14 protein-coding genes are annotated in these 15,382 nt (G+C 51.8%); 11 read left to right on the forward strand and 3 right to left on the reverse strand.

All coding sequences use genetic code 11. The annotated features are described in order from the left end of the window. The 8 genes from QOY30_RS00365 to QOY30_RS00400 are packed head-to-tail and all read left to right on the forward strand — an operon-like array spanning position 1 to position 8,154. Positions 1-672: a class I SAM-dependent methyltransferase gene (locus tag QOY30_RS00365; protein WP_283742661.1), complete on the forward strand. Its 672-nt coding sequence runs from the start codon at positions 1-3 to the stop codon at positions 670-672. Next, entirely contained in the window at positions 673-1,557 is an 885-nt protein-coding gene (locus QOY30_RS00370) for an alpha-1,2-fucosyltransferase (protein ID WP_283742662.1), read from the forward strand. 16 nt (positions 1,558-1,573) lie between these two features. Next, positions 1,574-2,470, forward strand: coding sequence for a glycosyltransferase family 2 protein (locus tag QOY30_RS00375; protein WP_283742663.1), 897 nt, complete (start codon positions 1,574-1,576; stop codon positions 2,468-2,470). After that, entirely contained in the window at positions 2,467-3,600 is a 1,134-nt protein-coding gene (locus QOY30_RS00380; RefSeq protein ID WP_283742664.1) for a glycosyltransferase family 4 protein, read from the forward strand. The genes QOY30_RS00375 and QOY30_RS00380 overlap by 4 nt, the downstream gene beginning before the upstream one ends. Positions 3,601-3,607: 7 nt before the next feature. Beyond that, positions 3,608-4,591, forward strand: coding sequence for a UDP-glucose 4-epimerase family protein (locus tag QOY30_RS00385; RefSeq protein WP_283742665.1), 984 nt, complete (start codon positions 3,608-3,610; stop codon positions 4,589-4,591). Continuing rightward, positions 4,588-5,565 carry an MraY family glycosyltransferase gene (locus QOY30_RS00390; protein WP_283742666.1) on the forward strand — a complete coding sequence of 326 codons (978 nt, stop codon included), beginning with the start codon at positions 4,588-4,590 and terminating at the stop codon, positions 5,563-5,565. The genes QOY30_RS00385 and QOY30_RS00390 overlap by 4 nt, the downstream gene beginning before the upstream one ends. Further along, positions 5,558-7,393, forward strand: coding sequence for a polysaccharide biosynthesis protein (locus QOY30_RS00395; RefSeq protein ID WP_283742667.1), 1,836 nt, complete (start codon positions 5,558-5,560; stop codon positions 7,391-7,393). Before QOY30_RS00390 ends, QOY30_RS00395 begins: the two co-directional genes overlap by 8 nt. 2 nt (positions 7,394-7,395) lie before the next feature. Next, entirely contained in the window at positions 7,396-8,154 is a 759-nt protein-coding gene (locus tag QOY30_RS00400; protein ID WP_283742668.1) for a glycosyltransferase family 2 protein, read from the forward strand. 215 nt (positions 8,155-8,369) lie between these two features. Here QOY30_RS00400 and QOY30_RS00405 read toward each other — a convergent pair whose 3' ends face one another. Continuing rightward, positions 8,370-9,209 (reverse strand): glycosyltransferase family 2 protein, encoded by an 840-nt coding sequence (locus tag QOY30_RS00405; protein ID WP_283742669.1) that lies wholly within the window; start codon positions 9,207-9,209, stop codon positions 8,370-8,372. A 183-nt stretch (positions 9,210-9,392) separates the two neighbouring features. On the opposite strand from QOY30_RS00405, the gene QOY30_RS00410 reads away from it, so the two are divergent. From QOY30_RS00410 to QOY30_RS00420, 3 genes are all read left to right on the forward strand, one after another. Further along, positions 9,393-10,571, forward strand: coding sequence for a glycosyltransferase family 9 protein (locus QOY30_RS00410; RefSeq protein ID WP_283742670.1), 1,179 nt, complete (start codon positions 9,393-9,395; stop codon positions 10,569-10,571). A 108-nt stretch (positions 10,572-10,679) separates the two neighbouring features. After that, positions 10,680-11,975 (forward strand): O-antigen ligase family protein, encoded by a 1,296-nt coding sequence (locus QOY30_RS00415; protein ID WP_283742671.1) that lies wholly within the window; start codon positions 10,680-10,682, stop codon positions 11,973-11,975. Then, positions 11,968-12,882, forward strand: coding sequence for a glycosyltransferase family 2 protein (locus QOY30_RS00420; RefSeq protein WP_283742672.1), 915 nt, complete (start codon positions 11,968-11,970; stop codon positions 12,880-12,882). Before QOY30_RS00415 ends, QOY30_RS00420 begins: the two co-directional genes overlap by 8 nt. A 9-nt stretch (positions 12,883-12,891) precedes the next feature. Here the strand turns inward: QOY30_RS00420 and QOY30_RS00425 are convergent, their stop codons facing one another. Next, entirely contained in the window at positions 12,892-13,887 is a 996-nt protein-coding gene (locus tag QOY30_RS00425; RefSeq protein WP_283742673.1) for an alginate O-acetyltransferase AlgX-related protein, read from the reverse strand. Between the two features lies 1 nt (position 13,888). After that, positions 13,889-15,376: an MBOAT family O-acyltransferase gene (locus QOY30_RS00430; RefSeq protein ID WP_283742674.1), complete on the reverse strand. Its 1,488-nt coding sequence runs from the start codon at positions 15,374-15,376 to the stop codon at positions 13,889-13,891. Positions 15,377-15,382 lie beyond the last annotated feature (6 nt).

Here is a 15,382-nt window from a genome sequence, read left to right on the forward strand (position 1 = left end):
ATGTTCTTTCCAGAAAAAATAACGGCGATTCGTCCAAAAGACAAGGTGTTGGAGATTGGGCCTGGCTCAACCCCACATCCTAGAAGCGATGTTTTTCTCGAACTAAGTTTTGATGGCGCTCAGGACAAGATTGCTCAGCGTGGCGGGGAGCTCAAGGACGCAGACTTCGGCAGCAAGCCGGTTCACTATTACAACGGTGCAAGGTTTCCATTCGAGGATGGTCAGTTTGATTATGTAATCTGTTCGCATGTAATAGAACATGTTCCTGATCCCAAGTCGTTCCTAAGCGAAGTATTCAGGGTAGCAGGAGGAAGAGGTTATTTAGAATACCCGCTCATTACTTATGAATATTTGTATAACTTCGATGTTCATCTCCATTTCGTAAAATTTGATTTCGAACAGAGCCTACTGAGATATCTACCAAAGCGTGATACCGTTTTTCCTGAGTTTGCAGCAGTAAGCTCATTGTTCTATCAAACACTTAGTTGCGGTTGGGATGATTTATGTGCAGCAAATAAAAGCCTGTTTTTTGAAGGTTTTGAATTCACACAACCCTTTACTGTTCAAAAAACCAGCGAGCTGGAAAAACTGCTGCCATCCAGTTCTTTGATTGTTCCGAAAAGGACGGTGCGCAAATTTATCGGTCAAATCTTAAATAAACTTGGATTGTAAGTGATCGTGGTGATAACTCATATTATCGGCGGCTTGGGCAATCAGATGTTTCAATATGCAGCCGGTCGCGCTCTGTCATTAAGAAAAAATACGGAACTCCGGTTGGATATTTCCGGCTTTGCATCGTACGGTTTACATCAAGGATTTGAGTTGCAACGCGTATTTACGTGTCCAGCAGTGATTGCCAGTGATTCGGACATCAACCGGGTATTGGGCTGGCAGTCCAAACCCATTATTCGTCGGCTAATGACACGTCAACGATTTGCCAAATTTCGTCGAGATGCGTTTGCCGTAGAACCGCATTTTTATTATTGGCCCAAAATGGACGATCTGAAAACAGATTGCTATTTGTCAGGCTATTGGCAATCCGAAAAATATTTTGCTGATGTAGCCGCACAAATTCGTATCGACTTTGCATTCAGGAAATTGATGAATTTACGAAATGCTGATTTTGCAGAGAAAATCCAACAGGGAAATGCGATCAGCCTCCATGTTCGGCGCGGTGACTATGCGAACAATCCAAAAACGACCGCTGCCCATGGCTTATGTTCGCTGGAGTACTACAAGTCGGCAATTCAATATGTGATCAATAAAGTTGATCAGCCGTGCTTTTATATATTTTCAGACGATCCGACATGGGTAAGAGAAAACATAGAAATAGATTTCCCTTCCCATTATGTGGATCATAACAAGGGCGAGGAAAGTTACAATGACATGCGGCTGATGAGTATGTGCAAACATCACATCATTGCCAATAGCTCTTTCAGTTGGTGGGGTGCGTGGCTGAATCCAAGTCCTGACAAAATCGTTATTGCGCCACAAAAGTGGTTTGCCAAAGAAACAAATACGCGGGATTTGATCCCGCAAGACTGGATTAGACTGTGAGACTTAAGGAATGGTAGTGTTTGATTCGGACCAGGAAACCGCCCAACCGCCCTTGGTAACAGTCGCCATGCCCGTATACAACGCAGGCAAGTACTTGCGATTGGCTGTGCTCTCGATAGTCAAGCAAACCTTTACAGACTGGGAGTTGTTGATCATTGATGATGGTTCAACGGACAATGCCCTGCAGAGCATTGTGGACATCAAGGATGCGCGAATTCAGATTTTGAGAGATGGCATAAATAAAGGATTGGCCGTCAGACTGAATGAGTGCATCGAATTGGCACGAGGCAAATACTTTGCTCGGATGGATGCGGATGATGTGTCATATCCAACGCGATTTGAGTTCCAAATCGATGCCTTTAAAAAGGACCCGCAACTGGATTTGGTGGCCGTATGTGCAATCACGATTGATGAAAACAATAAGGCGACGAGCATTTTTCCTAGTGCTATCACGCATGAAGAAATTTCTTCCTACCCGTGGCGAGGATTCCACTTTCCCCATCCAACCTGGATGGGGAAAGTGGAATGGTTTCGCAAATATCGCTATGCGAATCCTGCTCCTTATTTTTGCGAGGATCAGGAGCTGCTGTTGCGTAGCTATCGCAACAGCAGATTTTCAACCGTTGATGAAATACTCTTTGCTTATAGGGTTCGAAGGAAAATCAACTGGCAAAAATTGGCAAAAACACGCTGGGCAGTTTTAAAAGTTCAATTCCGTCACTTTGCAAGAATAAACCAATGGTATTTTGTGTCGCTGGCAATAACGGCCTATTTGTTGAAGATAGGTAGTGATGTATTTAAAAGGCTGTGTTCAGGGAATAATGAATGTAAGCGTGTGAGCGTAGATGATGCCGTTGTATCCAAGTGGAATAGGATTCGGGACGGTATAGCACTGGACCTGAAAGTACCATGAAAAAACTCTGCTACGTTGCAACCATTCCGGCCGTCGTTCATGCTTTTTTACGCGCCCATATTCAGGAGGCTGCAAAAAAATATGAAGTAACAGTCATATGCAATTCCACGGATAAGTACTTGCTTGACGGTCTTAATGCGCGTCTCGTTCTGCTCCCAATTGACCGTCGGCCCTCACCTTGGAATGACTTGCGAGTCTTGTTTCAACTATACAGTCTGTTTCGCCGTGAGCGATTCGATATTGTGCATTCCCACATGCCCAAGACAGGACTGCTCGGAATGTTGGCTGCATGGTTGGCAAGGGTACCAATACGCATCAACACATTTCATGGCGAGGTATGGGCAACACGAAGCGGCTGGCGACGGAAGACACTCAAATTATTCGACCAATTGATTGGATTGCTTGCGACAGATATTTTTGCGGTGAGTCCGTCGCAGCGAGACTTTTTGGTTAACGAGGGAGTCCTGCCACCGGGAAAAGCAAAGGTGATTGGCGCAGGATCAATCTGCGGTGTAGATCCCCTGCGTTTCCATCCGGATGCTGAGAAAAGACAAACAGTACGCCAAGGCTTGGGAATTGCGCGGGATTCGAAGGTGGTTCTATTTGTCGGACGGCTCAATCGCGACAAGGGGATGCTGGACTTGGCTGCCGCATTCGATACTATTGCCAAACAGTACCCGGATGTGGAACTCCTGCTGGTGGGTGCTGAAGAAGATGTGCCCTTCAGCCGCATTCAGGAAATCTGCCACGCAGAAAGCGAACGCCTGCGCTACATAAGCTTTTCTTCCAAACCTGAACATTACATGACTGCGGCAGATATTCTTTGCTTGCCAAGTTACCGTGAAGGATTTGGCATGACCATCATTGAGGCAGCAGCCTGTGGCGTGCCCGCCGTGGCTTCGCGTATATATGGGATTACGGATGCCGTGGCAGATGGCGAAACCGGCTTGTTGTTCCCTGCGGGAGATGTGAATGCGCTGACACGGGCCTTGTCAAAATTGATTACGGAGAACGAGTTGCGACAACAGATGGGCAATGAAGCTCGCAAGCGTGCGTTGAATTTATTCTCCAGCGAAAAGATAACCCGCGAGTTGGTGGCCTTGTACGATAGATTGTCCGGGACGCGGTGAAACAGGAATGAAAGAAATCGGTTTCAAACACGATAAATGCAATTTGCTCATTACCGGCGCCAGTGGCTTTGTTGGTCGTCCCCTTAGTGCCGAGCTGCTCGCACGAGGATACATGGTCCGGGCGGCAGTGCGTAATGCTGGAACATCGGCAGAAAATTCCGCTGTGTCCGTGGTAGGCGAAATTGATGGCGAAACGAGATGGGCGGAGGCGCTCAGCGGCATTGACGCAGTGATTCACCTGGCTGCGCGAGTGCATGTCATGCACGACAATTCGGACGATCCGTTAGCGGAATTTCGCCGTACCAATACCACAGGGACGGAACATCTGGCCCGTAGCGCGGCAGCAAACGGGGTTAGGCGGCTGGTGTATGTCAGTTCGATCAAGGTGAACGGCGAGGAAACGTCCGATGGACGTATTTACTCGGAGAATGATATTCCTGCGCCGCAGGATCCATATGGCATTTCCAAGTGGGAAGCGGAACAAGTTCTGCAACGCGTGGCGCAAGAAACTGGCCTGGAGATTGTGATCGTACGGCCACCGCTGGTTTACGGCGCAGGGGTAAAGGGTAATTTTGCACAAATGATGCGGGTAGTTGCAAGCGGGCTGCCGCTACCGCTGGCCTCGGTCAGAAACAAGCGCGATCTTGTTTATGTAGGCAACCTGGTGGATGCGCTGGTCGTATGCGCGACGCATCCAACCGCTGCCGGGAACACCTATCTGGTAAGCGATGGCGAAGATATCTCAACACCAGATTTGCTGCACCGATTGGGAGAGGCTATGGGGCACGCGGCACGAGTGTTTTCTTGTCCGCTCCCGCTGCTGAAACTGGCAGGTCGCTTGACCGGAAAATCCAGTCAGATCGAGCGTTTGCTGGGTTCGCTGCAGGTCGATAGTGGTAAAATCCGCCGCGAACTTAACTGGATTCCGCCCTACAGCTTGCAGCAGGGGCTGCAAGCTACCGCGGAGTGGTATCGAAATACCCATCTATGAGTCATTACTCTCCCGTCGTCGCAGCTTTGGTCACCATGTTGCTGACCATCATTATCCTGATCAGCAAATTCGGTAAAGAGATACAAGATATTCCCAACGAACGCTCTTTGCATGAAACTCCGGTTCCGCGCATTGGCGGAGTTGCGATGATGGCCGGCTTATTGACCGGCTGGATGTTGATGTTGACGTCGCTGAAATGGTGGATAGTGCTGCCGCTGATCGGGCTATTCATCGTCTCCCTGCTGGACGACATGCACAATCTGCCGGTCAGGAAGCGTTTAATGGCACATCTGGCGGCGGCGGCGATCCTGGTTGTCGGTGCTGGCTTGCTCACCCAACAAGGGATGCTGATTGCCCTGATTGTGCTGCTGCTCACAGTGTGGATGACGAACCTCTACAATTTCATGGACGGTTCCGACGGACTGGCGGGGGGCATGGCACTGATCGGCTTCAGCATATACGGCGTTGCCGCGTTGATCTCGCACGACGACACGCAGGCGATGCTGAACTTCACCATCGGCGCGGCAGCATTGGGTTTTCTCTATAACAATTTCCATCCCGCCAAAATTTTCCTGGGTGATGCCGGTTCCATTCCCTTGGGCTTTCTTGCTGCAAGCATGGGGCTCTGGGGGTGGCAGCAAGGCTACTGGGCGGCATGGTTTCCGATCATGGTATTTTCTCCGTTCATTGTGGATGCAAGCGTCACACTGGTAAAGCGTACCCTGCGTGGTGTGAAGGTCACCGAAGCGCATCGCGAACACTATTACCAACGCCTCGTTCAAATGGGCTGGAGCCATAGCAAAGTGGCACTGGCCGAATATGGACTGATGCTGGGAACCGGTGTAACGGCTGTATCGGTTATACAGCAAGCTTTTCCGTGGACGGTAATTCTGGCTTGGGGCGGGATATATGCCGTGTTGATGTTGGTGATTGATGCCGCATGGAGAAAATTCAAGCGGGCGCAACATGCTTAAAGTCAATCGCTATACCGCGATGGCTGTGTTGCACGATATATTTGTAGCAGCAATAGCATGGGCTGGTGCATATTTGCTGCGTTTTAATTTTGACCTGCCGCAGAATTTTCAAAGCGAAATGTGGCGTACCTTGCTTTGGGTCGCGCCGTTGCAATCACTGATATTCTGGTACATGGGCCTGTACCGCGGTATTTGGCGCTACGCCAGTCTGGTAGATCTGCGACGCATTTTTATGGCCGTGCTGCTGGCCGCTATGTTAATTCCTCTGGGACTCTGGATGTTCCGTATTCATGCCGTCGTTCCGCGTTCGGTACTGATCATCGATCCCATCATTCTTTTGCTGGCAATGGGCGGCGGTCGTCTGCTCTACCGTTTGTGGAAAGAACAAGGGTTGTTCGGCGACATCAAACTTCAGGGTGAGCCGGTACTGGTAATGGGTGCCGGGGAGGCTGGCATAGGCTTGTCAAAGGATCTGGCCAGGAGCCGCGAATGGCATCAGGTCGGGTTTCTTGATGACGATGCGGATAAGCAAGGCCGTATCCTCAACGGCATCAAGGTGCTGGGCAAACTGGAAAGTCTGCCCTATTGGGCGCAGCGGTTCGGCGTTACCCAGGCCATCATCGCCATGCCGTCATCCACGCACCAGCAGCGCAAGCATGCAATCGATCTGGCAAACAGCAATGGCATCAAGGCATTGACAGTTCCGGCATTCGACGACCTGCTGAGCGGCCGCGTATCCGTGTCGCAACTGCGGGCTGTAGAGCTGGACGACCTGCTCGGGCGCGATCCGGTGCAGCTGGATGGCGCTGGGCTGCATGAGCAACTTACGGATAAAGTCGTGCTGGTTACCGGCGCGGGGGGTTCCATCGGTTCCGAGCTGTGTCGTCAAATTGCACGCTTTGCACCCAGAAAACTGGTGTTGTATGAGGCCGGCGAGTTGGCACTGTACAACATGGAGCAGGAATTGAATAAAGCATTCCCGCAACTTGATATCGCCTATCTGGCGGGCGATGTGCGCGACGATGTTCGGCTGGACCAGGTATTCGGGGAATACAAGCCCAATGCGGTGTTCCATGCTGCAGCCTACAAGCATGTACCATTGATGGAACGCCACAATGCCTGGCAGGCGGTACGCAACAATGTGTTCGGTACCTGGCGTGCGGCAAGCTGCGCACAGAGGCATGGCGTGGAAAAATTCGTGCTGATCTCCACCGACAAGGCGGTCAACCCGACCAACGTGATGGGCACCACCAAGCGCATGGCGGAGATCGTGTGCCAAGGGCTGCAGCGGTCGGAAGGTACGCGTTTTGTCATCGTGCGCTTCGGCAATGTACTCGGTAGCAACGGCAGCGTGATTCCAAAATTCCGCGAACAGATCGCCAAAGGCGGGCCGATCACCGTGACCCATCCGGAGATCACCCGCTTCTTCATGTCCATTCCAGAAGCCGCGCAATTGGTGATGCAGGCGGGTTACATGGGCAAGGGCGGCGAAATATTCGTGCTCGACATGGGTGAGCCGGTGAAGATAGTCGATCTGGCAAAAGAGCTGATCCGTCTTTCGGGCTTGGGCGAAGAGGACATCAGGATCGAGTATACGGGCCTGCGCCCGGGTGAGAAGCTGTACGAAGAAGTACTGGCAGATAGCGAACATACCTTGCCTACCCCGCACCCCAAGTTGCGTATCGCCCAGGCGCGCCAGGTTGCCGCTGACGAACTGCAGGCGATGCTGGATTGGGTGCAAATCGATACCGCAAACAGTGACGAAGCGGTACGGGAACGCCTGCAGCACTGGGTGCCGGAGTACGTACCAACACCGAACGCGCACTGAGCATGCCCTCGCTGTCCGTCATACTCATTACTAAAAACGAAGCTGCCAACATCCGAGATTGTTTACAGTCGGTGTCCTGGGCTGACGAGATCATCGTGGTTGATTCCGGCAGCACGGATGACACTGCCTCTATCGCCCGCGAAATGGGCGCACAGGTATATGTGCATCCGGACTGGCCGGGCTTCGGGCCGCAAAAGAACCGGGCACTGGGCTATGCCGGCAAAGACTGGGTATTTTCCATTGATGCGGACGAGCGGGTGACACCCGAATTGCGCGCCGAGCTTGAACAGGCGATGCACAAGGCATCGGCAGACGGTTACTATTGCCCGCGCCTGTCGCAGTTCTGCGGCCAGTTTGTGCATCATTCCGGCTGGTATCCGGATTATGTCTTGCGTCTGTTCAAGCGAGGCGCAGGCCGATTTTCGGACAGCCTGGTACACGAAAGTGTTTTGCTGACAGGCAATACAAGCAAGCTCAAGAATCCTCTGCTGCACTACAGCTATCTCACGCTTAACGATGTGGAGCGCAAGGTCGAGCATTATTCCTCGGCTGCGGCTCAACAGATGTTTCAGTCCGGCAAGCGCTCCAGCTGGTTGAGGGCGATGCTGAGTGCGGGCTGGGCCTTTGTGAGAACTTATATCGTGCGACTGGGCTTGCTGGATGGTGGTGCAGGGTGGAACATTGCCCGCATGAATGCCCGCACGACTTTTCTCAAGTACCGCAAGCTGGAAGCGTTGAATGTATATGGGAACCTCCAATAATTTGTCATTCCGGCGAAAGCCGGAATCCGGTTTTATCATCAGGCTGGTCACCAGCTTTTGCCGCTGTGACGAATTCTGAAATATTGGGAGGCGCTGATTTATTCCTCCGTTCGTGGTGAGCTTGTCGAATCATGAATGGAGGAATAAATCAATCAAGGAGTTAACCAACAAGCCCTTCGACAGGCTCAGGGCGAACGGAATAAATCAGCGCTTCCTTAGCCCAGCGCACGCTTCAACCGGCTGCGCAACAATTGCCAGTGCAACTCGCGCGAGTCTTCCGGTTCTTCCAGCAACAGCCCCTGTGCAGTAAATCCGCGCCGCAAATAATAACGATCAAACACCGATTGGCGCATTCCCCACTTGTGCAGGAATTGCTTTCCGCCATCATTCTTTTTCACCTTGCCGGTCGATTTGCACTGGAAGTGATAAACCAAAGAGTCGCCTACGCCAAGGAAGATGCGACACCCCGCGTGCCAAAGCTTCATCGAAAAATCGTTGTCGCTGCTCATGCCGGGCGAGAACTCGCTGCTGTAGCCGCCCACCTTGAACCACCAGCGCTTGCTCACCAATGTTGGCGGCCAGGTTGCTCCATACCAGTCTTGCTTGCTTTGCTGCGGCAATTCCGCAAGCAATCGCGCCTCGTCGAAATTGTCGGCATCGCTGCCGTAGTCGCGCACAATTACGCAGGGGTTGTTGGTGTCGCGCGGCTCGATCATGGTACCGGAAAGCATGAACAGGTCGGTATCCAGCTGTTTGAGTTTGTCGACCAGGGCGGTATCCCAGCCGGGGCAGCAATACATATCGTCGTTAAGATAAAGGATGTAGTCCTGAGTGGCATGCATGGCTGCCTCATTTACCGCCAGACAAATGCCGACGTTTTGGGGTGACGCCGTGTATGCAATGCCTTGCTGGCGTACCCATTCCAGCGAGCCATCGCTACCGTCATTCACATGCACGATGATTTGGTGAGGATAGGCGGAGTTCTGCCGGATACTGCGTATGCACAGCTGCAGTAACGCAAGGTTGTTCCAGGTCGGGATGATGATGGAAAACATGCAGCGATTCCTTTGATTAGTAAATTAACGACATTGAAGCTGCCAACCTGGCTGCGTATTCAGGACGATATCCCAAGGAACTGCAGCACGCGTCTAAAGTGTTACATGTTAACATTCCCGGCGGTCGCTCATTGAGTTCGCACTTCAATTTCTGTACCGCTAACATTCCGCATCATTGTGTAGATGGAAACTCTCAAGCAATACGAAAAATCCGGCAAGAGCATGAAGGTACCGCGCAAAATTCTGGTCGTTATTCCCTTACGCATAGGGGATGTACTGCTTTCCACCCCCGTCATAAGATCGATGCGACAGGCATGGCCCGACGCTGAAATCGACGTACTGGTATTTGAAAACACGGAAGGTGTATTGCTGCGCAATCCGGACATCCGGCGCGTGATTACCGTTCCGGCGCGTCCCGGGTTCCGGGAACATTTGAGCCTGATCTTAGGTCTGCTGCGTCGCTATGATCTTGCATTGACAACTCAGCTGGGCGATCGCCCGACTCTCTACACCTGGATCGCCGGGAAGATCAGGATTGGAATGCAGGATGGCAGCAGCAAGGAACACTGGAAGCAACACCTGCTCACGCATTGGGCATTCTTTGATCGAGTAAATACCCATACGGTGCTGACGAATCTCGGGCTGGTTGACTTGCTTGGCATCAAGCGCAGCCACGAAGTAGTCGTTGCATGGGACACCAGCGACGAAAAATCTGTAAGAGAGTTGCTGCCATTTGATATTGGGCTGCAACCTTACGCAGTGTTGCATATGTCCCCGAAATTTTCCTACAAGATGTGGCATCGCGACGGCTGGATCCAACTGGCACGTCGGTTTGAAGCAAACGGCATTCGCGCCGTACTCACTGGAAGCGGCGCTTCGGATGAGATGGAATATGTCGGGCAGATCTTCCGTTCCATGCCGGCAAGCACAGTGAATATGGCCGGCAAACTTAGTCTGGCAGAAAGCGCCTTTCTTATCAGCCGCGCCAAATGTTATGTTGGGCCGGATACGGCCCTCACCCATGTCGCTGCGGCACTGGGTACACCAACGGTTGCATTATTTGGGCCGTCCAATCCGGTGAAATGGGGGCCATGGCCCAAGGGGTACAACAAGGACATCAACCCTTACCAGATGCGCGGTACCCAACACGTGAGCAACGTGGTCCTGCTGCAAGGCGAAGGTGATTGCGTGCCTTGCATGGAAGAAGGCTGTGATCGGCGGATCACCAGCCTGAGCGCCTGTTTGCAGGGCTTGCCGGTTGAAAAGGTGATTGCAGCGCTGGGCGAGTTGGGCTTGGCCTTGGTTGATAAGTCATTGGCGGGATTCCTGGTGGATTCTGAGAAAAATGTGGCAGACAAATAAATGCAAAACCCAAATGTTTTCTGAGCCGCCGATGCATTTCTGGTCGAGCCTGCACAGGCAATACTGGAATCATCAGTCACTTCATATGATGATTTATAAGGGTGCAGCATGAGGGAAACAGATCATTCACGCTATCTGTTGCTAGTCGAAAAGGTGGCGAGTTTGCTGCTGCTGGCGTATCCAACCCTCATGCTTGCCGTAAAGGGAGGAATGAACGGCGCGTTCCTGCTTATGTTGCTGCTCGCCTTGGCTGTGCGAATAACACGTCCCGCCGGCATGGATAAAACGGTATGGAGAAGCGAATGGACCATTTATGGCATATCAATGGTGGCTATGTCAGCTGCGATACTCATCAGTCAAAGCTACCACCACAACTATTCAGCACACTCATATGATGGAGCATCGCGCTACTGGCTGGCAATCCCGGTATTCCTGCTGTTGCGGCGACTAAACTTGAAAATTTTTGAAATGCTGCAAGTCGCATTTCCCGCCGCAGCAATTCTGGGTTTCGTGCTGGCGAAAAAATTGAGCGAGGGCCCGGAAATTCGATCTGGAATAGAGACATTGGATTTGATTCATTTTGGTGATTTTGAATTAATTCTGGCGATGCTGTCCCTTCTTGGCATCAATTGGATGGGGCGCGATGGACTCGCGTTAAAAATAATCAAAATATCGGGTTTCATTGCAGGCGTCGCTGCGTCATTCGCCTCGGGTTCGCGGGGAGGCTGGCTGGCAATACCGATATTTGTAGCAATCTTTATATATTTTTATACTGCAAAATCTCTAAAGCTAATCATATCTATCGCAACCATAGGAACATTGAGCACGCTATTATTTTATTCCCTCAACTCGACCTTCCACCAACGCGTTAACGAGTTAACAAGTGAGGTGGCAGCACTCAGTCACGGCAACCAGGATACTTCCACAGGTATACGTTGGCAGTTATATAAGGCAGCGGTGGAAATATTTTCGCGCCACCCAGTTTTTGGTGTGGGGCCGGATGGATTTGCGCAAGAGATGACACCGATGATGGAGGAGGGCAAGATCACGCCGGTAGCCGCCCAGCTTGGACGCGGCGAAGTACATAACGATATCTTGAATAAAGCCGTCGGAATGGGACTTTTCGGTTTGGCTGCGATAATTGCAGTCTATCTCGTGCCAATTTGGCTTTTTTGGAAAGCTACCCGGTCAGTATCAGCACAAGTTAAGCGTGGCGGCGTTCTCGGGATTGTTTTTGTAAGCGGATTCTTCGTTTCCGGTTTGACGGTCGAAATCCTGAACCTGACCATGGCAATTGCCTTCTACAGTTTTACGGTCGCCGTGTTGCTGGCGTTTTGTTACAACATTCATCACAAAATTGGCTCGTCGAGAGCTGGTTCGAACAAGGACATACACCATGTTTAGCATTGTCATCCCCAGTTGGAACAACCTCGCTTATTTGAAGCTGTGTGTTGAGAGCATCAGAAAACATTCCAGATTCGAGCATGAGATATTGGTTCATCTGAACGATGGTTCGGATGGTTCGCTGGAGTGGGTGAAATCTCAGGGAATAAAGTATACGCAGACCGACAAGAACGTCGGGATCTGTTTGTCGGTGAACCATCTGATGGCTCAGGCCAAACATGAATGGCTGCTCTACATGAATGACGACATGGTGGCCGCACCGGGTTGGGATACGGCCTTCATAGCCGCGACCGAATCGGTAAATACAGACCTCGCTATGTTTTTTGGAACTTTGATCCAACCGGAAAACGGCGGTAATGATGTCATCATCAAACAGGACTTCGGCGGCTCGCCCGCTGATTTCGATGAGGCGAAATTTCTGAAGTCCTATCTGGATGATGGCCGTGGTGACAAGGAGGGGGGGGCATCCCAGCCCACTCTGGTACACAAAAAGTGGTGGGCGATGGTCGGCGGCTACAGCATTGAATTCAGCCCGGGCATGAGCAGCGACGACGACCTGATGATGAAATTCTGGGTGGCAGGATGTCGCAACTTCCGTATCGTCGGCGGTAGTCGCTTTTACCATTTTGGCTGCAAAAGTACCGGGCGCATCAAACACAATCTGGGCGGCCGGGTATTTGTCATGAAGTGGGGCGTCACTCATCTCGAGTTCCACCGTCTTTATTTGCCTTCACTTCGAAAGCCCGATGGCGGTAACTCGCCGGGGAATCCGCATAATTTTGTTCGGGGATCCTTGTTGGGCAAAATTAGACGATTACGCTACACGCTAAAAAGTAATTATCCGCTGCAGGATATCGAAGCATGGGATGCACTCCCGGGGCGTGCGAAGTGGAATGAAGGGAACTAGCAGTTAATGCTAGTGCAGCTGCATAGCCTTGAAAATCTCTTCCCCCATCAGAAGGTATCCTGTGGTGGAGAAATGCGTGTTGTTACCGAGATAAAGATCGACGGTCTTCGCCTGGATGGCTAGCTGTGTCATGCGCAGCAGGTTGGGTGCATGAAAACGAAGTTCAGCTTCGTTCCAGAACTGCTTGTCCGGATAAAGGTAGGCCGTCGACTTGTTCGGCACGAACACCCAGATCGGCGTAATTCCGACCAGACGCGTGTTGAGTTTTTCGATGTTTTCAAGCGCGCCTGCATCTATTTCTTCCGGCTTGTCATAACTCAGAAACAACGCATCGTTGCAGCGCGCATGACTGAATAATTTGCAACCGTTGGGTACGCGGGCCATCTTCACATCGTTGGGCAACAGCAAGCTCTTGAAGTCGGGAGAGAGGCTCAATCGTTCATACTTCAGGACATTCAACTGCGTCTTGATGCCGGTCGAGAGTTTACCGGCATAGTTGCCCTGCTTTACGTCGAACGAAACGACGGGTGGAAAGCGCGGCGCATCTGTACTTGGGTTCGGATGATATTGCATCTGCTGGCAGGCAACAGATTTGCCCAGGTCGTCTACCAGATTGCGTTCGATGGATTCAAATACCACATACTTTCCTGCAAAGCCTTGTGTGCGCAACCAGGGTATGAAGTCCGTACATACCCCGCGCATGCTGTCCCAGGATTCGGTGCGTACTTTCAAGCCGTGTTGCGTCAATACAGATTGCCAGACGCGGCTATCGGAAAAGCTATCGCCGATGACCAGCACGTCGGCCTCTTTCATCGAGGCCTGTTGCATCCATTTCACGTCGAGCAGAGGCTGCGGTTTAGTCCAGCCAAATAGAGATTCGGGCAGGAGTCCCATGCGAGTCAGTTCACCCTGAAAAGTCGCCAAAGGCAAAAAGTAAAATGCCACCGCGCCGTAACCCAATACGGCGACGAATACGATGATGGAAAAATACTTGGCTGTTTTCATGTCAGAACTGGAAGTAAAGGAAGGGGCTGTAACTGCCGAACTGATCTATTGCCATATACAACATGGCAAGCACGACGGCAGCCTGCAAGGCTACGGCCAATGCGCCACCCTTGAGAAAACGAATTCGAGTCGAATTCGGCAACAACCAAACCCAAATCAATCCTGGAACAAGCAAGCGCAACAGATCGCGCCCGGACATACTGGTCAGCAACAGCAGGTTACCGTGCCGCACAGCATCGAAGGAGATGGGGCGGGCGGCGATTCCGAACATTGCTTTCAGAATGACCAGTGCCTGCGCCATGTTGCCCGCGCGAAACACCACCCATGCGGCCACGACCGCGATGAAAGTGAGCATGCCGCCTGTAATCGCCCCCAGCCAATCCGGGATCCAGCGCAGGTATCTCTCGGCCACGAGGTCGCGCCACAGATTGTTGATGACGAGATAGGCGCCGTGCAGCGCGCCCCAGATCACGAAAGTCCATCCGGCACCGTGCCACAGTCCGCCCAATAGCATGGTCGCCATCAGATTGGCATAGCGGCGCAGCTTGCCGTGACGATTGCCTCCCAGGGGGATATAAAGGTAATCGCGCAGAAAGGTGGAGAGCGTGATGTGCCAGCGCCGCCAGAACTCGATGATGCTGGTGGCTTTGTACGGCGAATTGAAGTTAATGGGAAGACGGATATTGAACATCAAGGCGATGCCCAACGCCATGTCGGTATAGCCGGAAAAATCGAAATAGATCTGCAGCGTATAAGCCAGTGCCCCCGACCACGCCTCGTAGATCGTGGGCAACGTGCCGGTTGCCATGCCGTGCTGGGCGCCGTCGAAGATGGCCGTGGCGAACGGTGCGATCGCGTCGGCCCACAGCACCTTTTTGCACAGGCCCAGCGTGAACAGCAACAGCCCGGTGGCGACATGGTCCCAATTGATGCGGTAGGTCGCGTTGTGGGCGAACTGCGGCATCATGTCCTTGTGATGCAGCACCGGCCCTGCGATCAGGTGAGGGAAGTAGGTTACAAACAACACGTAATGCACGAAGTTGTATTCCTTCACCTTGCCCTGATAAGTGTCCACCAGGAAGGCGATCTGGGTGAAAGTGAAGAACGAGATCCCGAGCGGCAGGATGATGTCGCCCAGTGTAAGGCTTGATCCGCTCAGGCTATTTATGCTGGAAAGAAAGAAGTTGGTGTACTTGAAATAGCCCAGCAACAACAAATTGGCAACAAGGGCGAATACCAATACCTGTTTCTTGCGCGCAGCAGCTTGTTGCACACCGGCCTTTGCGATCCACATTCCAAAAGCGTAATTGCACACGATAGAGCCAAGCAGCAGGCCAATATAGGCCGGATTCCAGTAGCCGTAAAAGAACAGCGACGATATGGCCAGCCACGCGGCGGCATAAGCATGGTGAATGCGTGCCAATTGATAAAAGCCCAGCAATACGATGGGCAGGAACAGGAAAATGAAGCCGTAGGAATTGAATAACATGAATCA

Origin of the sequence: Sideroxydans sp. CL21 (genome assembly GCF_902459525.1) — a bacterium.
In the GTDB taxonomy this organism is placed as follows: Bacteria; Pseudomonadota; Gammaproteobacteria; order Burkholderiales; family Gallionellaceae; genus Sideroxyarcus.